Origin of the sequence: Litorerythrobacter xanthomarinus (assembly GCF_046254955.1) — a bacterium.
Classification (GTDB): Bacteria; Pseudomonadota; Alphaproteobacteria; order Sphingomonadales; family Sphingomonadaceae; genus Qipengyuania_C.
The window spans coordinates 709939-732713 of sequence record NZ_JBJXRG010000001.1; the positions used below are offsets into that span (position 1 = coordinate 709939).

Here is a 22775-nt window from a genome sequence, read left to right on the forward strand (position 1 = left end):
GATTCGTCAACACTCCAGTGCAGCTCTGCCTACTCAGGCGGCGGGCTTTCTTGGGAAGCGTCAGGCTCTTCTGCTTTCGGCCGCGAGGGGACCGTCAACACGAGATCGACGCGCCGATTGGCGCGCCGCCCCGCTTCATTCGGTGTACCGTCCAGATTGGCATTGGGCTCAATCGGGTTTTGCTCACCGATTGCGATGATTGTGAAGCGCTCTTCACTGGCACCGAATTCGACCAGATGGTCTCTTACCGCCTCAGCCCTAGCCGTGGATGCCCGCAAGTTCGCGTCATCGCTACCGGCCGAATCCGTGTGACCTCGCAAGGTTATCAACCCTTCGGCAAGATACTGGGGCGATTCGAGCGCGGATTTCAGCACGTCCTTCGCCTGCTGATCGAGCTCGTAACCACCTTCGGGAAAAGCCACGCGCAGCTCCAGCGGAGCAAGCGGAAGCTCTTTTGCTTCTTCGAGTTCAGGCCGGATAATCGAAACGGGGCTCGCTGTCGCAGCTGGGGCCGGATCGACACCAGGCTCATCCGCTTCGTCTGCCTTGGGATTACACGCCGTGAGAGCGAGAAGCGTCATCAAGGTAAGGGGCGCTGCCGCGCGGTAGCTGGGGATCATGCTGGCTTCTCCGTCGGTTCGGGAGAGATGGGCCGCACGTCCGTCACAGCACTCGCTTGCCGGTCACGGGGCGGTGCAAAGGTTATGATCGTGTCGCCGGCCCTAGGTTCGGGGCGCGCGGCATGGGTGAAGAAACGAAGGCGGCCACTCTCGCGAATCAGCATCAGCATGTGCGACGCGTCCGGGAGCTTGTCTTGCGCATCTTCGAAGTCGAATTCATCGGAGAGCGTGGTCTTGCGGAACACCCAGCCATCGGCCTGCCGCTGGTTCACATCGGTCACGCCGAAGCCCGATTCGAACAGCGCGCGTCCGCGGATCGAGGGCGGCAGCGCGTGGCGATCATCCTCGTCCACGTGATCACCGAGCTGGTAAACCGAATCGCGGCCGATCTCATGGGCGAACTCGTTGCAGACCAGCGCGTTGTAGGCCTCGTTTTCGGTTGCGGCGACCAGCACCTGGAACGGTGTGAGATCGAGATTGTGCTCGGTCGCCTCGTTGAGAATTTCGCCGTGATAGAAAGGCACGCCATCTTGCCGCGCGGGCGCAAGCTTCTGCCAGCTCGAATCCACGATCATCACCGGCGTTTGCAAGGCCTGCATCTGCTTGGCGAGATCGATCGTCCATGGAGTCGAGCCCACGATCAGCAGGCCCGGGCGTGAATCGCCTTTCACCTTCAGCCATTTGGCGACGAGATTGACCGTGAAGCCATGCGACACGATCGTCGTGACAACCACCGCAAAACTCAGGCCGATCAGGACATTGCCATCGGCATAGCCAAGATCGGTCAAACGCAGCGCGAACAGTCCGGATATCGCCACCAGCACGATGCCGCGCGGGGCAATCCAGGCGACAAACAGCCGCTCGTTCCACGGCAGCGAGGTGCCAAGCAGGCTGATCAGCACGGTCAGCGGCCGCACCAGGAAAAGCAGCGCGAGCAGGAACAAGCCGAAGCGCCAGTTGAAGTATTCGAGATCTGAGAACTCAAGGCTGGCCGAAAGCAGGATGAAGATACCCGAGATCAGCAGGACCGCGACATTCTCCTTGAAAGGATGGATCGAGCGGATGCTGGTCACGCCCATGTTGGCAAGAGCGATTCCCATCACGGTAACTGCCAGCAGGCCCGCTTCATGTTCGATCGCGTTACACGCAACGAACACGCCAATGACGACGGTAAACAGTACCGGCACCTTGAGGTATTCGGGTATCACACCGCGCGGGAATGCCCAGGCGACAGCGCGTGCGGCGACATAACCGATGGCGCCCGAAAGGATGATCGCGCCAAACAGCGGGGGGAGCACTTCGAACACCGAAGCCCCGGGGCTATCGGAGACCTTGCGGAAATATTCATAGGCGATGACGGCGCATAGTGCACCGGTCGGATCGTTGACGATCGCTTCCCATTTCAGGATCGACGCCGGCCGGGTCTGGACGTTCGACTGCCTAAGCAACGGGATCACCACGGTGGGACCCGTCACAATAAGGATACCCCCGAAGAGGATTGCCACCGGCCAGACCATGCCGGCGATGTAGAACCCTGCGGCCGAGCCGAGGGCCCAGCCCACTAGCACGCCTATGGTGGCCAGTCGGCCTACGGCTGCACCCGAATGCCTGAGTTCGCGCAGGTCCAGGCTCAGCCCGCCTTCGAACAGGATCAGGGCGACCCCGATACTGACCATCGGTGTCAACAAGTCCCCGAATGCCGCTTCCGGATCGATGACGCCGAATACCGGGCCTGCGAGAAAACCGGCGGCGAGCATAAGCACGATCGCCGGCCAACCCGTACGCCATGCGATCCATTGCGCACCGATTCCGAGCACGCCAATCGTGGCGATTACAAGAGCTTGCTGTTCCATCTAGAGGTGCGTGTAGCCTGCCATGCGCTAAACAGACAATGCGTCAGTGGCAGAATCTATCCCCGCCGCCTTCGCTAAACGGATCAATCGCCTTCGAATTGCATCAGCGAAAGGACTTCGACGCCAGCGTTGCGAAGCTGCGCGGCACCGCCGAGGTCTGACAAGTCGATCACGAAACAGGCGGTTTCGACCCTCGCCCCGGCCTGCCGGAGCAACTCGACGGTGGCCAATGCGGTCCCGCCCGTTGCAATCAGGTCATCAACAATGACCACATTCTGGCCATCCGCAATTGCGCCGGGATCGATCTCGAGCCGATCGGTGCCGTATTCCAGCGCGTAGTCGATGCCGAGCGTCTCGACCGGCAGTTTGCCGGGCTTGCGCACTGGCACAAAGCCTTTCGCGAGAGCAACGGAAACAGCCGCCCCGAAAATAAAGCCGCGCGCCTCCATTCCAGCGATTGCATCCGCACCGGCTTTGCGAGCGTGGTCTGCAAGGTGCCGTACCGTATGCGCCATGCCATCGCCGTGGCCGATCAGCGTCGTGATATCGCGAAACTGAATACCCGGTGAAGGAAAGTCCGGGATCGTGCGAACCAGCGCCTTGAGCTCATCGGGTGTCATCGCTGCTTGTATCCTGCTCCGGAACGAAAAACGCCCCTCGCATCACCTGGATGCAAGGGGCGCATATTCATGTCGAGCGACTGGGTGATCAGTCGCGCTTTTTGGGCTTCACAGCAGACCAGATCTGCTTCTTCGAGAGATATGCAAGAATCGTAGCGAAGAGCAGGAAGCCGAGTACCGGCCAGCCGGTCTGGCGGCGCTTCTCGAGCGTTGGCTCGGCCGTCCAAGCGAGGAAAGCCGCCACGTCTTTCGACATCTGTTCGATCGTCGCTTCCGGATTGCCTTCAGCGTAGGTCACTTGGCCGTCCACTGTCAGTGGCGGAGCCATCGCGAGGTTTAGGTTGGGGAAGTACGGGTTGTGGTAGAGACCCGGTCCCGGTGCCGCATCGGGCGCCGCAGCAAGCAATTCCGCCGACGGCTCCTGATAGCCCACCAGCAGCGAGTAGACATAGGCAGTGCCGTTGGCCCGGGCCTTGGTCATCAGCGAGAGATCCGGCGGGATCGCATTGTTGTTGGCAGCGGCTGCAGCAACGTCGTTCGGATAGGGCGACGGGAAGTAATCCGTCGGCAAGCCAGGACGAAGAGCCGCTTCGCCGGTGTTGGGATCGATACCCGGCACCTGGAATTCGGCGGCAAGCGCCTTCACCTGACCTTCGGTGTAGCCGATCTTCTCCAAGTCGCGGAAAGCGACATATTTCAGGCCATGGCAAGCCGCACAGACTTCCTTGTAGACCTGCATGCCGCGCTGAAGCTGCGGCCGATCGAATTTACCGAACGGCCCGTCATGCGCGAACGAAACATCGCGCGGACCCTTCTTGAAGGCATACTCGGGCGGAGTTTCCTTGAGCTTTCCTTGATCGATAACGGTGAAGATGCCGCTGCCGAGCGCGAATAGCACGACCGCGGTGAAGCCAAGACCGACAAGGGATGCGAGTATTCTGATCATATCGTTGTCTCGTTCTCGTCCTTAAACCGCCGGCTCGGCGTTCTCGCCCTTCACGGGCTTCTTGTCCGAATGGAGCACTGCATCGGTGATCGAATTGGGCAGTGGCTCGGTGCGCTCCGATGCCGAGAGGACCGGCAGGATCACAAGGAAGTGCATGAAGTAATACGCCGTCGCGATCTGGCTGATCATCACATAGGGCTCTTCTGCCGGAGCGCCGCCGCAGATGAACAGAGCGATCATTGCGGGAATCAGGCCGAACCAGAAGAACTTGCGGAACATTGGGCGATAGTGACCCGAGCGCACCGGACCCTTGTCGAGCCATGGCAGCAGGAACCAGATCAGGATCGATCCGAACATCGCCAACACGCCCCACAGCTTGGCCGGGAGGATGAAGTCCACAGTGAAGGCGCGCAGGATCGCGTAGAATGGCCAGAAGTACCATTCGGGCACGATGTGCGCCGGGGTCGAGAGCGGGTTCGCTTCGATATAGTTGTCAGGGTGCCCCAGCATGTTGGGCAGGAAAAACACCATGATCGCAAAGAGGATCAGGATCACGCCCAGACCGAAGCCGTCCTTGGCCGTATAATACGGGTGGAACGGAATGGTGTCGCTTTCCTGCTTCACTTCCACGCCGGTCGGGTTGGACGAGCCGGGAATGTGGAGCGACCAGATGTGCAGGATCACCACGCCGGCGATCACGAATGGCAGCAGGAAGTGCAGGCTGAAGAAGCGGTTAAGCGCGGCGTTATCCGGCGCGAAGCCGCCCAGGATCCATATTTGGATCGGCTCACCGATCAGCGGGATCGCCCCGAACAGGCCGGTAATCACCTGCGCGCCCCAGAAGCTCATCTGGCCCCATGGCAGCACGTAGCCCATGAATGCGGTTGCCATCATCAGCAGGAAGATGACCACGCCCAGCAGCCAGATCATTTCGCGCGGCGCCTTGTACGACGAGTAATAGAAGCCGCGGAAAATATGCAGGTAGATGACGATGAAGAAGAAGCTCGCCCCGTTGGCGTGCGCATAGCGCATCATCCAGCCCCAGTTGACATCGCGCATGATGTGCTCGGTCGAAGCAAAGGCGACGGTCGCGTTCGAAGCATAATGCATCGCCAGAACAACGCCGGTGATGATCTGCAACACCAGGAAGAAGCCGGCGAGGACGCCAAAATTCCACATGTAGTTGAGATTGCGCGGTACCGGGTAACCGGCCCCAACGGCATTGTAGACGAGACGCGGCAAAGGCAGCCTCTCGTCGAAGAACTTCATGACCGGATTGGTCGGGGTGTATTCCTTGGCCCAGGGAAAGCTCATAACTTGTCTCTTCTCACTTACCCGACGCGGATGACCGTATCCGAGGTGAATTCATATTCCGGCACAACCAAGTTGGTCGGTGCCGGACCTTTGCGAATGCGGCCTGCGGTATCGTAATGCGAACCGTGGCAGGGGCAGAAATAGCCGCCGTACTCGCCCTTGTTCTCGCCTTCGGCAGCACCGAGTGGAACGCAGCCGAGATGGGTGCATACGCCCATCGTGACGAGCATGTCGGCGTGGCCTTCCTTGGTGCGGTCGGCGAGCGATTCCGGATCGCGCAGCTCGTCAAGCGATGTCGCTGCGGCTTCAGCCAGTTCGGCTTCGGTAAGCCGGCGAACGAACAGCGGCTGCTTGCGGAAGATGGCCTTGATCGCCTGGCCGGCTTCAATGGCGGCCGTGTCCAGCTCGGTCGAGCTTTCGGCCAGCACGTCGGCTGAAGGGGACATCTGGCTGATCAGCGGATAGAGCGTCGCCGCTCCGCCTACACCTGCGGCGCTGACCGCCGCGATATTGATGAAGTCGCGCCGCCTTACGCCATCCTCTTCGCTCGCTGCGAGCGTCTCGGGTGACGCGGTGCCAGAAGTTTCAGCCATCAGCCTTGCCTTGCCCTGTTATTCCTGCGCCCGGCGAACCCGCCAAACACAATATCGGATCGTTGAACGCACCTGCGGCGCGCGACCGCACGCTCTCGATCAAGCGCCGGTTTGGGCGGGCTGATAGACGCAAAGGTTCGCGATGCCAACCGCCTTTTCGGCACTAGCTGTGCGCATCTGTGCAACTAACTGCGGGCGCTGGCGGGAAGTCCGATTACGCTGAGCTGGCGCCCATAGGTGGGCTCGCCGCGATGAGTGGCACGGCGAAACGAATAATAGCGCGCCTCATTAGCGTATGTATCGGCGGCCAAGTCTTCGATTCGGTGAATGCCGCAGCGTTCAAGCCGCGAGTGGACATAGCCTGCGAGATCGAACTGGAAATGGTCTTTGCGTCCAGCCTCGAAGAACCGGTCCTCGGCCGCAGTGAAATTTGCGCGGAATCGCTCATCCACTTCGTAGCTTTGCTGGGCGATGGCGGGGCCGATTGCGGCAGCGATGCGCGAGGGCTGGGCTCCCAGCCCTTCCATCGCGGCTACCGCCGCCTCGATCACACCGCCATGCGCGCCGCGCCATCCGGCGTGGGCCGCCCCGACAACGCCGGCTTCGCTATCGGCCAGCAGCACAGGTGCACAGTCTGCAGTGACAATGCCAAGCAGGATGCCAGGCTGCGCCGTAACCAGCGCATCGGCTTGCGGGCGTGAATCGTCGCCCCAGGGCTCCTCCACCACCACAGCGGTCGGCGAATGGATCTGGTGAACCGAAACGAGCGGTGCATGCGGAAGGATCGCCTGCGCCGCCGCATCACGGTTGGCGGCGACTGCATCAGGATCATCGCCCGCGCCAAAGCCGCAATTGAGCCCCGTAACTGCGCCAATCGACACCCCGCCCTGGCTTCCGAAGAAGCCGTGCGGGACCGGTTCCAGGCATTCAGCCCGAAGGTGGGGAGGCACATCAGCCAAGGCTGCGCGTAACCTGCTCGGCGGTATCGCGCGACAGGTTCGGTGCAGCGACAATTCGCTCAAGCTGCTCGCGCATCATGGCCGAACGCCCCTCCTCGATCCTGCGCCAGCGCCCGAGCGGTGAAACGAAACGTGCCGCAGTTTGCGGATTGATCGGATCAAGCGCGAGGATAAGGTCCGCAATCATGCGATAACCCTCGCCATCGACAGCGTGAAAGGCGTGCGGGCTCGCGGCAAAAGCCATGTAGAGCGAGCGCACGCGGTTGGGGTTCTTGATCGTGAAATCGGGATGATCGGCCAGCGCCTTCACATGCTCAAGCACGCTCGGGTGGAGCGAGCTCGCCTGGATGGCGAACCATTTGTCGATCACCAACTCATTGCCCTTGTAGCGGCGATGATAGTCGATCAGCTTGTCGGTGCGTGCCGCCGTTCCGAGACCCGAGAGCACTGCGAGCGCGCCTTGGCGATCGGTCATATTGTCGGCTGCTTCATACTGTGCGGCAGCAAGTTTGGAAGCGAGCTCGGGATTGGATGCCGCAAGGTAGATCAGCGCCGCGGTCTTGACCTTGCGGCTGCCGCGCGCTTCCTGGCTAAAGCCGAAAGGCACTTCGGTTGCGCGCTCATGAAGCGAGACAAGTTCCCGCTCGAGCTGCTGACCAAGCCATGTCTTCAGGCCTTCACGTTCGTCCTGAATGCGGCCTGGATCGGCCTGTTCGATCTGTTCGGCAAGGTAGGTCTGGCCCGGAAGCGACAGCAATTCGCCGCGCATCGAATCGTCGAGCGAGGTGTCGGCCAAAGTCGAAGAAAAGGCTTTCAGGATATCGGCACGGCCCAGCCCTCTCGCCTCTTCGGACAAGCCATCCCCCGATGCAGCAGCAACGAGATGACGCACAGCCAGGTCCTGCGTCGCTTCATAGCGTGCAAAGGGATCGTCATCATGTGCCGCGAGGAAGACGAGGTCTTCGCCAGATACTTCGCGGTCGATCGAAACCGGGGCCGAGAAGCCGCGATTGATCGAGAGCACCGGCGGCTTCGCAAAGCCGGAGAACGCCAGAGTGCTTTCGGCCTCATCCAGCACGACCAGCTCTTCGCCATCGTGCTTGCCGCTTTCCCGATCGAATAGCGCAAGCCTCAGCGGGATCGGCATCGGCTGCTTGTCGGGCTGGCCCGGTGTCGCCGGGACCGTCTGTTTCAAGGTCAGAAGCGCCGTATCATCTTCGTGATCGAGCGAGACCGACACTTTCGGCGTCCCTGCTTGGCGATACCACTGGCGGAATTTCTCCAGATCGAGGCTAGCACCATCCTCGATTGCCGTGACGAAATCCTCGCAAGTCGCCGCTTCACCATCGTGGCGGTCGAAATAGAGATCGGTGCCTTGGCGGAAGCGCTCTTCACCGGCCATCGTGCGCATCATGCGGATCACTTCGGCGCCTTTGTTGTAGACCGTCGCCGTATAGAAATTCGAGATTTCACGGTAGCTGTCCGGCCGGATCGGATGCGCAAGTGGCCCCGAATCTTCCGGGAATTGCGCGGCGCGCAGGATCCGCACGTCTTCGATCCGCTTGACAGCCTCTCCCTGCATGTCCTGCGAAAACAGCTGGTCGCGCAGAACGGTAAACCCTTCCTTGAGCGAGAGCTGGAACCAGTCGCGGCAAGTCACGCGGTTGCCCGACCAATTGTGGAAATATTCGTGCGCGATCACGCCTTCGACCGCGTCGAAATCGCCATCGGTCGCGGTTTCCGGATCGGCCAGGACGTATTTCGTATTGAAGACGTTGAGACCCTTGTTCTCCATCGCGCCCATGTTGAAATCGGAGACGGCGACGATGTTGTAGAGATCGAGATCGTATTCGCGGCCGAAGACCTCCTCGTCCCATTTCATGCTCTTCTTGAGCGATTCCACGGCATGGTCGGTGCGAGAGAGATCGGCTTCGCGGACCCAGATATTAAGCTCGACTTCGCGCCCGCTCATAGTCGTGAAAGTGTCCGAATTGGCGACCAGCTGCCCGGCAACAAGTGCGAAAAGATAGCTCGGCTTGGGCCAGGGATCGTGCCATTCGGCCCAGTGCGTGCCGTCAGCGTTCTCGCCGCTATCGGTGTTATTGCCGTTGCACAGCAGCACAGGGAACTTGTCTTTCGGCCCGCTCATTCGAATGGTATAGGTCGACAGCACATCGGGGCGGTCGGGGAAGAATGTGATCCGGCGAAAGCCCTCGGCCTCGCATTGGGTGCAGAGCATCCCGTTCGAGGCAAATAGCCCCATTAGCTGGCTGTTTGCAGAGGGATCGATCTGGGTAACTATCTCCAGCTCATGCGCTGCTTGCGAAAGCGGGAGGACGAGGTTGCCTTCTTGCATCGTCCAGTCATTGACCGCTTCGCCATCGACGCTGATCGCCAGTGGCTCGATCCCGTCGCCATTGAGAAGAATCGAATCGGAAGTTTCGGCCTGCTCATTGGGGGCGACGGAGAGCTTCGAAGTGATCCGCGTCTTTTCCAGCCCAAGTTCGAAATCGAGCCGGGTCTTGGCAATCGTCCAGGGAAAAGGTTTGTAGTCCTCGCGCCGGATCACTGGCGGGTCCTTGGGCTCAGGCGGCGCATCGGCCAAAGTTGCAGTGGTGTCGGGCGATGCGGGGGTGTTGGCAATATCCATGGTGAGTGAACTAGTGGCTTTTGGACTAAGTTCCAGCAATAGGATGCCGCGATGGCGAATCTGTTTATTTTCGGGCTGGGTTACACCGCCTCGCGCATTGCCGGGCGGTTGAAGGACAGCGGCTGGAATGTCGATGCGACCGGCAGCGCGGGCAATGTCGATTTCGATGATCGCAACGGGGTTATCGAAGCACTACGTCAGGCCGATTGGGTGCTGTCTTCCGTACCTCCCGAAAAGGGCTCGGGATCCGACCCGGTTCTCGAGACATTTGGCAACCATCTCGCCTCATCTCGGCTTGTCTACCTGTCATCTACGGGGGTCTATGGCGACGCCAAAGGGGCGTGGGTAGACGAGAATTCACCCACCGGAACAGGTCGACGTTCGGCCCGATCTGACTGCGATTTCAAATGGTTAGATCTGGGCTCGCGAGTGTTTCGCTTGCCCGGAATATACGGTCCGGGGCGCAGCGCGCTCGACCGGGTGCGCGAGGGGAAGGCCCGCCGGATCGATATGCCCGGACAGGTCTTCAGCCGGGTGCATGTCGATGATATCGTTAGCGGAATCCTTGCAGGAATCGAGCGAGACGCCCCTCCCGGTGCCTACAATCTGGCCGATGATTTGCCCGCCAGCGGCAATGCCGTAACAGAAGAAGCCTGCCGCCTGCTCGGCCTCGATCCGCCGCCGCTGCAGACAATCGAGGAAGCCAATCTCAGCGAAATGGCGCGTGGATTCTATTCGGAAAATCGTCGTGTCGCGAACGGCAAGGCCAAGCGCGTTCTGGGTTGGCAGCCAAAGTACCCGACTTACCGCGAGGGCTTGCGCGCCCTCAGTGCGATGAGCAGTCCGGCAAGCGCGAATACTGCGCCCGAGGCAGTGAGCGGCGTCCAGGAATAACCCTCGAACACGGTTGAGAGCAGCATGGCGATAATGATGACGAGGATATTGCTGTAAGTTGCTCGTCCTGCCCCGATCTCGCGCACCAGCGTGTAATGCAGGGGGAAAGTCAGCACCGATCCGGCGAGTGCCAGCCACGCCAGTCCGGCCCAGAATTCGGGCGCCGAAGGAAAGACCGGCGGACCGGCAATGGCCCATGCGAAGGCGACATTCATGAGTGTGCCGTAGAGCATCGCCCAAGCCAGCATGCTGACCATCGGCACGCTTCGCCCGGTCTTGCCCGCTTGCATGATGTTCGCAATCGATGCAGCGAGGATCCCGGCAATCGCCAGCACGATGCCGAGCGGCACGTCGCCGCCAACCTTGCCCGCTTGCCATTCGTGCACCAACAAGAGTGATACGCCGGTGAGCGCCACAAAGGTTCCGATCACGAAATTCCGGGTGATCTGCTGGCCGAGGAAAATCAGGCCCAGCACCGCATTGGTCACGATCTGCAGGCCGAACATCGTCGCCACGATCCCCGAAGTCAGGTGCAATTCCGCGCGATAGACGAAGTTGAGATTAAGCCCGAATTGCACCAGCCCGATGGCAAGAGCGAGCAGGTGACCATGCTTCCCAAGTGCGAGCGATTTTCCCATCACCAACGCCACCACAAACATCGCCGGTGCGGCAATCGCAAAGCGCATCGCCACCGACCAAGTCGGTGAGACCGCTTCAATTTGCCCGAGAATTACCCACCATGTGGAACCCCAGATCAGCGACACCAGCAGGAACGATATCGCGTTGCGGGGATGAAGCAGAGATTGCGACTGCGCTCCCGTCTCGGCGCTCATAGGCTAACAATAGCCTTGCCGAGCGCTACCGCGTCTTCCTCGCGCGCATTCCAGGCAGCGACGAAGCGCGCAGCATCATCGCCCCAGTCGTAAAAGCTGAAACCTTGCTTGCGCAGCGCCTCGCGCTCCGAAGCAGTGCAGCGCATAAAGACCTCGTTGGCCTCAACCGGGTGCATCAGTCGGTCAACACAGGCATGGCCGATTTCGGCTGCGGCGGCATTCGCCGCGCGGGCATTGTTCAGCCACAGATCGCCCTCCAGCATGGCGATGATCTGTGCCGCGAGGAAACGCCCCTTGCTTTGCAAGTGTCCAGCGCGTTTGCGCCGGTATCGAACCAGGTCGGCTGCAGACAGATCGAACAGCACCACTGCCTCTGCACTCATCGCGCCGTTCTTGATGAAGCCGAAGCTGAGTGCCTGCGCGCTGCCCACCGCCTCCGCCGCAGAGCAGCCAAGGAACGCCACCGCATTGGCAAATCGCGCGCCGTCGATATGCAGGCCAAGACCGCGTTCCTCGGCCAAGGAGGAAATCGCCGCCACCTCTTCGGGACGATAGTTTCGGCCATATTCGCTCGCCTGCGTGATCGATATCGCATGCGGTTGCACCTGGTGGACACCTTCACGGATCGGATCGATCACGGCACGAACACCGTCCGGTGTGAGTATGGCCCCCTCACCTTCGGCCAACAACAGCTTGGCACCATGGAGATAAAACCCCGGCGCGCCGGCTTCGTCCACTTCGATGTGCGCTTCGCGGTGACATACCACCCCGCCCTGCGGCTCGCACATCGTCGCCAGCGCCAGGCAGTTGGCTGCCGTTCCCGTCGCCGCCCACAGCGCCGCGCATTCGCGCCCGAACAGGTCAGAAAAGCGCTCGTCCAGCGCTTTCGAGAAGGCATCGCCATCGTAGGGGGCATCGACCGCATCAGCGGCATGCATTGCCTCCCAGACCTTGGGATGGACCGATGCTGCATTGTCCGAGAGAAACTGCATCGGAACGCCATGGCCTCGCCGCCCGTTGATGACAAGAAGGAGCATTCACGCATGAGCGATACGATCGATATTATCCGGACCGATGAAACCACCCACGGCGCCTATCGCGCCGAAGTCGAAGGCGCAGACAGGCAAGCCGAGCTGACATGGAAGGCACGCGGCAAAGCCCGCATTGCCGATCATACTTTCACCCCGCCTGAGGCTCGCGGCAAAGGTATCGCGCTAAAGCTGGTCAAAGCGATGGTCGCTGAAGCGCGCGCGCAGGGCTTCACCATCGTTCCGCAATGCCCCTATGTCGAAGCGCAGTTCCGCAAACATCCCGAATGGGCCGATCTGCGCGCCGAAACGCCGAGCTGAGAATACGCTTGGTGATGGACCTAGCGGATTTGGCAGGACGCAGCCCGCAGTCTCCGCCATAAGATCAGCCGCGCAGCAAAATTAGGAGACCATCGATGCCAAAACTGCATTCCAGCCTCGGACCCAATCCGCGCCTCGTGCGCATGTTCCTGGTCGAGAAGGGCATCGGTGAAGATCATGTCGAGCGTATTCACTACGACATCATCACCGGCGAGAACCGGCAGGATGCGGATTATCTGGCGAAGAACCCGCTCGGCACCATCCCCACATTCGAGTTGGAAGACGGCACCTGTCTGACCGAGAGTTGGCCAATTTGCGAATTCATCGAGGAAATGCATCCCGAACCCAACCTGTTCGGTGAGACACCCAAGGAGCGTGCCGAAGTGCGTAAATGGGTTCGCCTGTTTGACCAGGAAGTGGTTGTGCCAATGACGATGGGCTTCCGTGCCGGGGGCGGACGCCCGATGTTCGAACCACGGATGAGCGTTGTCAGCGCCGAAGCAGGCGCCGAGCTCTCCGCCATGTCTGATGAGAAATGGCGCTATTTCGACAGCGTGCTGGGCGACAGCAACCATTTCGCGCTTGGCCGCTTTACCTTCGCCGATCTGATCATCTTCTGCTTCGCCAATTTCGGCTTCACGGTTGGATGGAAACTTCCTGAGGGAACAGACAACCTCACGCGCTTCGTCGCGGAACACAACAAGCGGGAAAGCGCTGCGATCTGGCAACAGGCAGAGTAGTGCCGGATCTTTCCGGCCCCAAACTGCTAGGGAAAGTCGCCATTGTCACCGGCTGCGCCTCGGGCATTGGCGCGGCTACGGTCAAGCGGCTGCGCGCCGATGGAGCCGAGGTGCTCGGCACCGATATCGATGTCGCAGCTGGCGAGGCGCTATGCCACGAACACGGCGCGCGCTTTGCCCAGCAGGATGTTTCTGATCGGAGCCGCTGGCCTGACATCGTGGCCGAAGCCGTCGCTGTATTCGGACGACTTGATATCTTGGTCAACAATGCAGGAATGGTCTCGGGAGCGTCGATCGGCGACGTGGATGACGATACCTGGGACCGGGTCATCGCGGTCAATCTCACTGGAACCATGGCCGGATGCCGCGCTGCAATTGCGGCGATGAAGGACAACCCCGGTGGTGCGTCTGGATCAATCATCAACATCTCATCGACGACGGCAATGGCACCGCTGCCGAGCGACGTCGGCTACTCGGCGAGCAAGGGCGGCGTGCGCGTGCTGTCGAAATCGGTCGCCACATGGTGCGCGCAGCAAGGCTACGCAATCCGCTGTAACACGGTGATCCCTGGCGCAACTGAAACAGGCATTCTCGACAAAGCAGAGCAAGTGACGCCAGGGCTAAAAGCGGCGGTGGCATCAACGTCACCCATGAACCGCTTGGCCGATCCTGCAGAGACCGCTGCAGCCATCGCCTTCCTTGCTTCAGACGAATGCCCCTTCATGACGGGTGCGGAATTGTTGGTGGATGGCGGCGCGCTTTCGATCCACCCCGGCTTCTGAGTTCAGGCCCGACCCATCTTCGCCAGATAGCCGCTGGGGCCCATCTGGCGGGCGGTCCAAGCGAAAGCGAGCATAGCCAGCACACCGGCAAGAGCGCTCACAGCAAACATCGCGATGGCGAGGCTACTTGTGCCGTAGGTTTCTGTTAGCCCATCGCTTATGCCGCCGATCATGGCGAGGCCAATCGCCTGACCAATGAGGTTGTTGAAGAACAATGCAGAGGCGACCGCGAACCCGCGATTGGCTGGTTCGACCGCTGCCTGAATGCCCGACAGGATTGGGGCTTGGCTCGCAACATAGATTGCATAGGCGAGGGCGAACCATGCGAGGAAGATCCAGAAATCTGTCGAGGTCAGCGCCATTGCGAGCGGCGCCAGACACAGCAGGCTGACTATTCCGGGAAACCACGCCCGCCAGCGTTCATCGCGCTTGGTTAGCCAGCCAGTGATATATCCGCCAAGCAGCGGACCCGGAATTCCGCCCAAAGCGAAGGTCAGCCCCAGATAAAGCCCAATGTCACCGGTCGAAAATTCAAAGCTGCGGATCATGACCGGCGCCATCCACACGGCAAGCGCATATCCGATCACGATCTGCAGGGCCCAGCCAGCCGCCAATCCGACGAAAACCTTGTTCGAAAAGACGGTTCTAATGGTGTCACCGAGTGGTTCTTGCACGGTCTTGGCATCCGCTGCGGCATAGCGTCCACGCCTTGGTTCGCGCACAGTAAAATAGAGGATCGCGCCAATCAGCAATCCGGGCAGGCCCATCAGTACAAACGCCCAGCGCCAGCCGAATGCCTCGGCCAGCAATCCGCCAGCAATGAGGCCTGTGGCGGTCCCCAAAGTGGCGCCCAGCGTCAGGAAGCCCATCGCCTTGGCCAGCTCTTCGCGCCGGAAATAATCAGCAACAAGGCTTTGCGAGGCGGGGCCGGAACACCCCTCGCCCACGCCCACACCTGTGCGGGCAAGGAAAAGCGTCCAGAACCCGGTGGCGAGACCGCACAGTGCTGTCATCCCGCTCCAGAACGCGATGGCCGCGGCAACGATGTTTTTGCGCACAGACCGGTCTGCGAGACGCGCGGCAGGAAATCCGGCGATCACATAGGTCGCAGTGAATGCGAGGCCGCCGACGAGCCCCAGTTGCAAATCGGTGAGGTCGAACTCAGCTTTGATATCCTCAATCAGGATCGAGAACACCAACCGGTCAGCGATTGAAAATAGGCTGACGACGGTGAGCAGCGCCAGCACATACCAGCGGTAGCGCCCGGGAGGCGCATCATCCCGGTCAGATTGGGTCTCAGTGATGGGGTCTGGCATCGAGACCGTTATCGACCGGGATGACAATCCCGTTGACGAAGCGTGATTCGTCGCTTGCCAGGTAGAGTACCGCGGCCGCCACATCCTTGGGTGCGCCCAACGCGTCGGCGGGAAGTGGCCCGTCCGGAATCTCCATCAGTTCCTCACCGCCTCTGCCCGAAATATCGCGCACCATCGGCGTCTCGATGCCGCCTGGCGCAATCGCGTTGCAACGGATCCCGTAACCTTCATCCTGGCAGTGCATCGCGATCGAGCGAGTCATGGCGCGAATCGCCCCCTTCGCGGCGGTGTAGGCAACGATATTGCCATAGCCCATCAGCGCTGCCGTCGAAGCCATATTGACGATCGAGGCGCCGCCCCGGTTCTTCATCAGGGGGATGGCATACTTGCAGCCGAGGAATGTCCCTTCGACATGGATCGCCATATGCAGTTTGAAGTTCTTGAGCGAGGAGTCCTCCACGCTCTCGAAAATGACATTGCCCGCATTGTTGACGAGGATGTCGAGGCCGCCGTGGCGTTCTTCGACCGCCTTGAGAACTTCCTGCCACTGCTCTTCGCTCTTCACATCGAGCGCCATGGCATCGCCGCCAATGCGCTCGGCAACCTTGTGCGCCTGTTCGCATTCGCGATCAGTCACGATTACGCGCGCGCCCTCGGCTGCCAGCATTTCGCAGTCGGCCTTTCCAAGGCCCATGGCCCCGCCGGTCACCAGGGCAATCTTGCCTTCGACGCGTCCCGCCATTCGTCTCTCCCATCTTCTCTAAGGCCGTGCCTATCGGGATGGACGATCCGGACATACTGTCAGAAGCGCGAGTAATCGCCATTTTCGCCAGTCGCAGAGCTTGGGTAGATGTGGTTAGACCTGGCCCAGACCTCGGGAGACCACAGTGGAAGCAGCTGAGATCAAGATCCTGAAAGCGCTGATGGAGTGGGAAGGCGAGCGGAAGGCTCCGCCCGAAGGTTTTCCCAAGCTGCCTGACATGCCTGCAGCCCGTTACACATCGCCTGAATATTTTGCGCTCGAGCAGGAGCATATCTTCCGCAAGAGCTGGCTGTTCGCAGGACATATCGACGAGATCCCCGATCCGGGGTGCTATATGCGCTGGCACAATGCGGGCGATCCGATCGTGATCGTGCACGGCATGGATGGCGAAGTCCGCGCCTTCTACAACACCTGCCGTCACAGAGGCGCGCCTGTCGTTACCGAAGATCGCGGAAAATCCAGCCGCTTGATGTGCGGCTATCACAACTGGACCTACAAGACCGACGGGACGTTGATCGGCGTGCCCGAGCGGCAGGATTTCCCGCCGGACTTCGACATGAGCTGCCGCGGCTTGCTGCCGGTGTGCTGCGAGATGTTTGGCAACGTCATCTTCGTCAACTTCGACGAGCACGCGATGCCGCTCACCGAATGGCTCGGCCCGATCGCCGATGAATGGGCGGAATTCCAGTTCGAGAATATCCGTCTCGGGGCGCGCCACTCCTTCGATCTCAATTGCAACTGGAAGGTCGCGATGGAGGCCAACATGGAAGTTTACCATGTCCCCTTCATCCATCCCGAAACAGTCGCGCCGTTGGTTGATTCCAAGCGCAACGTCAATCACATGTATCCCAACGGACATGCGCGCATGATGGCCCCTGCTCCTAGACAAACCGACCGCGAGCACGTCCGCGCGATCGACAGCCCGCCCGAATGGAAGCAAATCGAGACCGTTGGCGAACTCGGGCGCACGGCGACCCAGAGCTACACCATGTTCCCCAACTGGGTTTCACCGCTGTCGAACTATTTCGTTCCGCCGCTGGTATTCTGGCCGACCAGCCTCAATACCACCCGTCTCGAATTGGTTACAATGGCCCTCGACTGGGGAGATAGCCCCGCACCCGATTTGTGGACCGTACCCGACGAAAACAGGCCCAACGGCCGCGATATGAGCCCGATCATCCTTGAGGATACGCAATTTGGCGAGGCGATCCAGAAATCGATGGAAAGCCAGGGGTTCAAAAGCGTGCCACTGAGCTACCAGGAGGCGCGCATCTACAGTTTCCACCAGAATTGCGACAAGATGATCGGGATCGAGAATGTGCCCGAAGAACTGCGCGTGGAGCAGGTCATCGGCCCCGAATGGACCTGGCCCAACGATCCACGCATCGCGCAAATGGAGCGAGAGCCGGGCTACAATTGCTAGTGCCGAAAAGCCACGATTCCCTAGCGAAAAGGGCAGCCTAGCGCTTTTGCTAGATGAGGCTTTTCCGCTCGCTGCGTAACAAATTGCGAGGCTCAAATACGAGTTTTCGTAACCGGGACCGACACGAGGCGCACAAGCCGAGGCGGCCCAAGCGGGAGGATGTCCTTTGAACAAATCTGCACCCAAAATCCGTTTTGCGAGCGCCGGGCGCTCCATTTTGCTTCGTTCTGTTGCAAGCGCGGCCCTGATCGGCCTTCCTTCAGCGGCCTTTGCACAGGATGCCGCCGGCGATGCTGGTCAGCCGGATAGCGAGGCATTCGAAGGCAACGAGATCATCGTTCTGGCACGTAAGCAGGCGGAAACGCTGCAGGAAGTTCCGGTTACGATCACCAGCGTCAGCAGCGAAACGCTCGAGAAATACAATGTCGACCAGGTGGCAGATGTGGTCAGCCGCGTTCCCACGCTGAATGTGCAAGTTGGTGGTTCCGGTTCCGGAGGCCAGATTAGCTTACGTGGGGTTGGCTCCTCCAACATCTCCGCCGCGTTTGATTCCGCCGTCGCGTTCGATTTCGACGGCGTCCAGGTAAGCACCATGCGCCTAGTGCAGGCCGGTTTCTTCGATACGCAGCAGATCGACGTTCTCAAGGGACCGCAATCGCTGTTCTTCGGCAAGTCAGCGTCTGCAGGCGTATTCTCGATCCGCTCAGCCGATCCTACGCCGACATGGGAAATCGGTGGCAAGGCTTCCTATGAGTTCGAGGAACAAGGCTACACCGTACAGGGCTTCGTATCAGGCCCCATCAGCGACACGGTGGGAATTCGCTTGGCAGCACAATACAACAAGATCGATCACTACGCCGAGTTGCAGGAAGGTACACCTGCTGCGAATGGGCGGTATAGGGGCGTAAAGAACTTCGTTGCGCGCGGCACATTGGCTTGGGATCCGGATGACCGCTTCAGCGCCAACCTTAAGGTGCAGTATGTCAAGAACGAGAATGACGGCGGCATCCAGCATTCCGATTTGATCTGCAATGATGGAGTGGCGGACCCCATCACCCTGTTCAGTGGTTTGTTCCAGATCCCGGCGGGCTATGACTGCAACGCCTTCGACCAGAAGTACTTTCTGCCGGATACTCATCCCGCTCTTGCGCCCGGTGTACCGGAACCATCTGAGGCAGCGGGTCGGAACGGCGTTCCTTTCGGTAAGACCGATCTCTGGTTCGGCCGCCTCCGCTTCGATTTCGACATGTCGGACGAGCTTACGCTGACCTCAGTTACAGGTATCGTGAATCTCGATGCGGTTGACTTCGATAATTACTCTTATGGCGGCATCGGGGATGGAATATTTGCGCCCGGCGGCAGCTTCCTTCCGGTGGGAGCGCCCGGCGGCGTGGGGACAAGCGACCCCACCAATAAGCTGGAGCAATACACGCAGGAAATCCGTCTCGCCAGTGACTTTGACAGCATGTTCAACTTCATGATGGGCGTATTTTACGAGGATCGCACTTTTACGTTCGCCACCGCTCAGAATGGCGTGAACGCGACATTGCTGGCCGGTCCCGATCCGGTGACCGGTTACACTTATGACTGGGACAAGGTTCACCTCACAAAAACCGAAGCCCTGTCGCTTTTCGGTAGCGTGACGCTCGATATCACCGACCAACTTGAGCTTTCTGGCGGTATTCGTTGGACGGACGAGAACAAGGTTCAACGGATAACCATTCCGTATATGCACACCTTCCTCGAAACCGCGCTGGGATTTGCCCCGAGCGGCTTTTTCTCAGGCCCGATCGAGTTCAGCGATAGCAATTGGTCGCCCGAAGTGACGATCAAGTATCAGGTGACACCGGACGTAAATGTATTTGCGTCTTACAAGACTGGTTTCAAATCAGGCGGTATTGATAACTCGGCCCTGCCATCGAATTCGCTCCGTGGTTTCGGCAGCCCGGATCCTGCAGTCCGCGAAGCTGCCGCCGCCGGCCTGATCTTTAATTCCGAAACAGCCGAGGGTGGTGAAATCGGGGTCAAATCACAGTTTGCGAATGGTGACGTTACCCTCAATGTCACCGGCTATTATTACAAGTTCGATGACCTTCAGGTGCAGAACTTCGACGGGGTGAACATCCAGTTCATTACGCAAAACGCGGGTAAGGTAACAACCAAGGGGGTCGACATCGGCTGGGGTTGGCAAACGCCGGTCGATGGCCTCGCTCTTTCGGGCAACATCGCCTGGCTTGATGGCAAGTTCACCGACACTTTCCTCGTGGGCGGTGGTGCCATCGATCTCGATGGTCGCGATGTCGCGCGGGCTCCCGAATGGTCTGGAAACATTGCAGTTGATTTCACTGCACCGCTCGGTGATTCGCTTGAGCTCGGTCTGAGCGGCAACGCCGCGTACTCGGACAGCTATTTCGCGAGCAACGGTCCCGTTCAGTACGTTCAGGACAGCTATGTCTCACTTGATGCTTCGGTATCAGTCCAGCATCCCGACGGGAACTGGAAACTGGCATTGGTCGGTACAAATCTGACAGACGAGATTTGGGCAAATACTGCGGGAGAGCGACCGTTCCAGGCGGTTGCCGGCCTCGAGGCAAACGACACGATCCTTACCCAGAACCGCGGCCGTCAGGTATTCGTGGAAGCCAGCTTCCGCTTCTGATTGCCACAAGGGAAAAACAAGTGGGCGGTCCCTTCGCAGGGGCCGCCCGTTTTCTTTGGGCTCCCCCCTAGCCCCAACCCTATCCAAAAACGTGCATTGCGCGTCTGGTCGCCTGCCCACATTATGCCTGACACATTCGCAAGCGCGCCAAAGGAGTTAGCAATGTCACGCGAGCAACTGGTCGAGATGACCCGGTCGCTGGTCGCCCATGGGGCCGCCGACACAATGGAGTATGCCGACGAGGTCGTCCGCATCCCGGCCTCGGCCTATACCGACGATGCGCTGTTCGACCTCGAGAAGCGCCAGATCTTTCGCCGCCTGCCGCTGATGGTCGCGCCCTCTTGCGAGCTGCCTGAACCGGGCGATTACAAGGCGATGGATATATGCGGTGTACCGCTGCTGCTGACGCGGCTGAAGGATGGTTCGGTCGGCGCGTTTCTCAACATGTGCAAGCATCGCGGCAACCCGCTCGCCGAAGGGACGGGCAATGCCACACGGCTGATGTGCGGCTATCATGGCTGGACTTACAAGAATGATGGCACTCTTATCGGCGTGGCAGACCCCAAGGACTTCGGCGCAATCGACAAGGCCGCCCACTGCCTCACCCGCTTCCCTGTCTACGAGAGCGCAGGCCTGATCTGGGCGACGCTCGATCCCAAGTCCGAGCTCGACATCGCCGACTACCTATGTGGCTATGATGGGCTGCTCGACGCCTTCGGGTTCGAGAACTGGCACCTTTTTAGCCAGCGCACGCTCGCCGGACCGAACTGGAAGACGGCCTATGACGGCTATCTCGATTTTTACCACTTGCCAATCCTGCATAAGGACACCTTCGGGGCCGATTTCTACAACCGCGCGAACTATTTTGCCTTCGGCCCGCACCAGCGCCTTTCGACCCCGTCGAAATTTGCAATCAAGGTCTCGGGCGATGATGACCAGCAGATGGACCTCGAAGCGATGTCCGACGACGAACTGCCCTATGAAGTGCTGGTCCAGGGCGTATGGACGATATTCCCGCATATCTCGATCGCCAGCTTCTACGGCGGCGGCCTGCGCGGCGCGATGATCAGCCAGCTATTCCCCGGCAACAGAGTGGGCGAGAGCTATACCACGCAGTACTATGTCATGGCCGAGAAGCCCGAAGACGAGGATTCGATTAAGGCCGCGCACGAGCAGTTCGATTTCCTCGAGATCGTGGTGCGCGACGAGGACTACAAGACCGGCAAGCGCCAGCACGAAGCGCTGCAATCGGGGTTGCTTGACGAAGTGCTGTTCGGCCGCAATGAGCGCGGCGGACAGGTGTTCCACCAATGGGTCGAGAAGCTCACCAACGCGAGCAACGCAGAACTGAAAGATATCTTTGCCCGAGAGATGGCTCAAGCGGCGGAATAGACCCTAGCCAAACGCCGGTCGGAAGTTCGATTCCCCCCAATCCTGCTTCGGTGCCCACTCGCTCATCGGTTCAAGTTCATCGACCAGCTCGGGGAAGCGATCATAGACGTGATCCATATCGACTTCGAACGGCTTCGTCGGTGAATCGTTATTGTATTCGTAGAATGCCTGGATGCCCTTGGCGAACTCATCACGCATTTCGGCCGGCATGCTGTCGCCACCCGCTTCAACCAGATAGCGGCCGAATTCTTCTGGTGTGCAAGGATCGTATTTGATCGGCTTGCCCAGCGTGTCGGACAGGATTTCAGAGACCTGAGGCCCGCGCATCCGTTCCGGCCCGCCGATATTGAGCCAGGCACCTTCCATATCGGGGCGCTCTAAGCTCGCGAGCATGAACTTCGCCACATCGTCGAGGCTGATCCAGTTGGCTTCCAGCTCGGGCTTGTGCGGATAGACATAGCGCCCTTCGTTGACGATGAAGGGCCGCGCCCAGTTGGTCAGCAGATTGTCCATGAACAGTACTGAGCCGAACACCGTTCCGGGTGCGCCTGAACGCCACAGCGCGTTGATGCCTGCGGTGTTGCCGGCGTAGGTATGCGCATCGCCCGGCTTGTCAGGGATCCAGCTCGAGGTATTCCACACCACGCGCCTCACGCCGAGCTCGGCGGCGGCCTTGCCGATATCGCCGACCAGCACCGCGCGGTCGGCGCGCGCCTGCAGCGGATGGGTGTAGAAGATGTAGTCACTGCCTTCGAGCGCATCGCGATAGGAAGCGGGGTCGTAGAGATCCATCGGACGGATCTCGACATTCTCGATCCCGTTGATCATCGATCCTGCGAAGGGATCGGCCTGGCGCGAAATGGCGCGAACCTTGTAGCCCTTCTTGAGCGATTGGCGCACCTGCGCCAGTCCCTGCCTGCCCGAGGCACCGATTACCGTGATCAAAGCCATGCCGACTCTCCCAGTGTGATTGCTGATTCTGGCTGGAAGGTAGATCGGATTGTTTGCGCTTGCGCCGGACCAATTTGATAGCATCCTAGCGAAATGCGGCATTGCGGGCAGCGCAAGC

The 22775-nt window shown here is 60.0% G+C and carries 20 protein-coding genes; 7 read left to right on the plus strand and 13 right to left on the minus strand.

The features are described from left to right. Window positions 1-29: 29 nt before the first annotated feature. From ACEWMW_RS03690 to pepN, 8 genes are all read right to left on the minus strand, one after another. Window positions 30-620 carry an OmpA family protein gene (locus ACEWMW_RS03690; protein WP_409412539.1) on the minus strand — a complete coding sequence of 197 codons (591 nt, stop codon included), beginning with the start codon at window positions 618-620 and terminating at the stop codon, window positions 30-32. Continuing rightward, window positions 617-2473 carry a cation:proton antiporter gene (locus tag ACEWMW_RS03695; protein ID WP_409412540.1) on the minus strand — a complete coding sequence of 619 codons (1857 nt, stop codon included), beginning with the start codon at window positions 2471-2473 and terminating at the stop codon, window positions 617-619. The genes ACEWMW_RS03690 and ACEWMW_RS03695 overlap by 4 nt, the downstream gene beginning before the upstream one ends. A gap of 83 nt (window positions 2474-2556) precedes the next feature. Then, complete coding sequence (locus ACEWMW_RS03700) at window positions 2557-3093, minus strand: adenine phosphoribosyltransferase (RefSeq protein WP_409412541.1); 537 nt, start codon at window positions 3091-3093, stop codon at window positions 2557-2559. A gap of 88 nt (window positions 3094-3181) precedes the next feature. Next, on the minus strand, window positions 3182-4039 hold the full coding sequence (locus ACEWMW_RS03705) for a cytochrome c1 (protein ID WP_409412542.1): 858 nt from the start codon (window positions 4037-4039) through the stop codon (window positions 3182-3184). A 21-nt stretch (window positions 4040-4060) separates the two neighbouring features. Further along, a complete protein-coding gene (locus ACEWMW_RS03710) occupies window positions 4061-5353 on the minus strand; it encodes a cytochrome b (protein WP_409412543.1) in 1293 nt (430 codons plus the stop codon). A gap of 17 nt (window positions 5354-5370) precedes the next feature. Next, window positions 5371-5946: a ubiquinol-cytochrome c reductase iron-sulfur subunit gene (petA, locus tag ACEWMW_RS03715; RefSeq protein WP_409412544.1), complete on the minus strand. Its 576-nt coding sequence runs from the start codon at window positions 5944-5946 to the stop codon at window positions 5371-5373. A gap of 185 nt (window positions 5947-6131) precedes the next feature. Next, window positions 6132-6905, minus strand: coding sequence for a peptidoglycan editing factor PgeF (gene pgeF, locus ACEWMW_RS03720; RefSeq protein WP_409412545.1), 774 nt, complete (start codon window positions 6903-6905; stop codon window positions 6132-6134). Further along, entirely contained in the window at window positions 6898-9555 is a 2658-nt protein-coding gene (gene pepN, locus ACEWMW_RS03725; protein ID WP_409412546.1) for an aminopeptidase N, read from the minus strand. Before pepN ends, pgeF begins: the two co-directional genes overlap by 8 nt. A 51-nt stretch (window positions 9556-9606) precedes the next feature. Here pepN and ACEWMW_RS03730 point away from each other — a divergent pair, with 51 nt between their 5' ends. After that, the gene (locus ACEWMW_RS03730) at window positions 9607-10449 is read left to right on the plus strand and encodes a Rossmann-fold NAD(P)-binding domain-containing protein (protein ID WP_409412547.1); all 843 of its coding nucleotides are present in this window, start codon (window positions 9607-9609) and stop codon (window positions 10447-10449) included. Here the strand turns inward: ACEWMW_RS03730 and ACEWMW_RS03735 are convergent. Both ACEWMW_RS03735 and ACEWMW_RS03740 read right to left on the minus strand, forming a co-directional pair. Next, on the minus strand, window positions 10359-11282 hold the full coding sequence (locus tag ACEWMW_RS03735; protein WP_409412548.1) for a DMT family transporter: 924 nt from the start codon (window positions 11280-11282) through the stop codon (window positions 10359-10361). The genes ACEWMW_RS03730 and ACEWMW_RS03735 overlap by 91 nt on opposite strands. After that, window positions 11279-12274: a threonine aldolase family protein gene (locus ACEWMW_RS03740; RefSeq protein WP_409413600.1), complete on the minus strand. Its 996-nt coding sequence runs from the start codon at window positions 12272-12274 to the stop codon at window positions 11279-11281. Before ACEWMW_RS03740 ends, ACEWMW_RS03735 begins: the two co-directional genes overlap by 4 nt. 51 nt (window positions 12275-12325) lie before the next feature. Here ACEWMW_RS03740 and ACEWMW_RS03745 point away from each other — a divergent pair, with 51 nt between their 5' ends. The 3 genes from ACEWMW_RS03745 (at window position 12326) to ACEWMW_RS03755 (ending at window position 14153) form a co-directional block, all read left to right on the plus strand. After that, a complete protein-coding gene (locus ACEWMW_RS03745) occupies window positions 12326-12631 on the plus strand; it encodes a GNAT family N-acetyltransferase (protein WP_409412549.1) in 306 nt (101 codons plus the stop codon). 95 nt (window positions 12632-12726) lie between these two features. Then, the gene (locus tag ACEWMW_RS03750) at window positions 12727-13371 is read left to right on the plus strand and encodes a glutathione S-transferase family protein (protein ID WP_409412550.1); all 645 of its coding nucleotides are present in this window, start codon (window positions 12727-12729) and stop codon (window positions 13369-13371) included. Continuing rightward, entirely contained in the window at window positions 13371-14153 is a 783-nt protein-coding gene (locus ACEWMW_RS03755; RefSeq protein ID WP_409412551.1) for an SDR family NAD(P)-dependent oxidoreductase, read from the plus strand. The genes ACEWMW_RS03750 and ACEWMW_RS03755 overlap by 1 nt, the downstream gene beginning before the upstream one ends. 2 nt (window positions 14154-14155) lie before the next feature. On the opposite strand, the gene ACEWMW_RS03760 is transcribed toward ACEWMW_RS03755, so the two are convergent. After that, window positions 14156-15469 carry a spinster family MFS transporter gene (locus tag ACEWMW_RS03760; protein WP_409412552.1) on the minus strand — a complete coding sequence of 438 codons (1314 nt, stop codon included), beginning with the start codon at window positions 15467-15469 and terminating at the stop codon, window positions 14156-14158. Beyond that, complete coding sequence (locus tag ACEWMW_RS03765) at window positions 15450-16211, minus strand: SDR family oxidoreductase (protein ID WP_409412553.1); 762 nt, start codon at window positions 16209-16211, stop codon at window positions 15450-15452. The genes ACEWMW_RS03760 and ACEWMW_RS03765 overlap by 20 nt, the downstream gene beginning before the upstream one ends. Window positions 16212-16356: 145 nt before the next feature. Here ACEWMW_RS03765 and ACEWMW_RS03770 point away from each other — a divergent pair, with 145 nt between their 5' ends. From ACEWMW_RS03770 to ACEWMW_RS03780, 3 genes are all read left to right on the plus strand, one after another. Beyond that, window positions 16357-17655 (plus strand): aromatic ring-hydroxylating oxygenase subunit alpha, encoded by a 1299-nt coding sequence (locus ACEWMW_RS03770; protein ID WP_409412554.1) that lies wholly within the window; start codon window positions 16357-16359, stop codon window positions 17653-17655. A gap of 217 nt (window positions 17656-17872) precedes the next feature. Then, the gene (locus ACEWMW_RS03775; protein WP_409412555.1) at window positions 17873-20314 is read left to right on the plus strand and encodes a TonB-dependent receptor; all 2442 of its coding nucleotides are present in this window, start codon (window positions 17873-17875) and stop codon (window positions 20312-20314) included. A gap of 162 nt (window positions 20315-20476) precedes the next feature. Continuing rightward, window positions 20477-21706: an aromatic ring-hydroxylating oxygenase subunit alpha gene (locus ACEWMW_RS03780; protein WP_409412556.1), complete on the plus strand. Its 1230-nt coding sequence runs from the start codon at window positions 20477-20479 to the stop codon at window positions 21704-21706. 3 nt (window positions 21707-21709) lie between these two features. Here ACEWMW_RS03780 and ACEWMW_RS03785 read toward each other — a convergent pair whose 3' ends face one another. Next, a complete protein-coding gene (locus ACEWMW_RS03785; protein WP_409412557.1) occupies window positions 21710-22657 on the minus strand; it encodes an SDR family oxidoreductase in 948 nt (315 codons plus the stop codon). Window positions 22658-22775 lie beyond the last annotated feature (118 nt).

Bases quoted from the DNA above. Each gene is read 5' to 3' on its own strand.
- ACEWMW_RS03690 (WP_409412539.1), bottom strand. From the start codon at position 620: ATGATCCCCAGCTACCGCGCGGCAGCGCCCCTTACCTTGATGACGCTT.
- ACEWMW_RS03695 (WP_409412540.1), bottom strand. From the start codon at position 2,473: ATGGAACAGCAAGCTCTTGTAATCGCCACGATTGGCGTGCTCGGAATC.
- ACEWMW_RS03700 (WP_409412541.1), bottom strand. From the start codon at position 3,093: ATGACACCCGATGAGCTCAAGGCGCTGGTTCGCACGATCCCGGACTTT.
- ACEWMW_RS03705 (WP_409412542.1), bottom strand. From the start codon at position 4,039: ATGATCAGAATACTCGCATCCCTTGTCGGTCTTGGCTTCACCGCGGTC.
- ACEWMW_RS03710 (WP_409412543.1), bottom strand. From the start codon at position 5,353: ATGAGCTTTCCCTGGGCCAAGGAATACACCCCGACCAATCCGGTCATG.
- petA (WP_409412544.1), bottom strand. From the start codon at position 5,946: ATGGCTGAAACTTCTGGCACCGCGTCACCCGAGACGCTCGCAGCGAGC.
- pepN (WP_409412546.1), bottom strand. From the start codon at position 9,555: ATGGATATTGCCAACACCCCCGCATCGCCCGACACCACTGCAACTTTG.
- ACEWMW_RS03730 (WP_409412547.1), top strand. From the start codon at position 9,607: ATGGCGAATCTGTTTATTTTCGGGCTGGGTTACACCGCCTCGCGCATT.
- ACEWMW_RS03735 (WP_409412548.1), bottom strand. From the start codon at position 11,282: ATGAGCGCCGAGACGGGAGCGCAGTCGCAATCTCTGCTTCATCCCCGC.
- ACEWMW_RS03740 (WP_409413600.1), bottom strand. From the start codon at position 12,274: ATGCAGTTTCTCTCGGACAATGCAGCATCGGTCCATCCCAAGGTCTGG.
- ACEWMW_RS03745 (WP_409412549.1), top strand. From the start codon at position 12,326: ATGAGCGATACGATCGATATTATCCGGACCGATGAAACCACCCACGGC.
- ACEWMW_RS03750 (WP_409412550.1), top strand. From the start codon at position 12,727: ATGCCAAAACTGCATTCCAGCCTCGGACCCAATCCGCGCCTCGTGCGC.
- ACEWMW_RS03760 (WP_409412552.1), bottom strand. From the start codon at position 15,469: ATGCCAGACCCCATCACTGAGACCCAATCTGACCGGGATGATGCGCCT.
- ACEWMW_RS03765 (WP_409412553.1), bottom strand. From the start codon at position 16,211: ATGGCGGGACGCGTCGAAGGCAAGATTGCCCTGGTGACCGGCGGGGCC.
- ACEWMW_RS03780 (WP_409412556.1), top strand. From the start codon at position 20,477: ATGTCACGCGAGCAACTGGTCGAGATGACCCGGTCGCTGGTCGCCCAT.
- ACEWMW_RS03785 (WP_409412557.1), bottom strand. From the start codon at position 22,657: ATGGCTTTGATCACGGTAATCGGTGCCTCGGGCAGGCAGGGACTGGCG.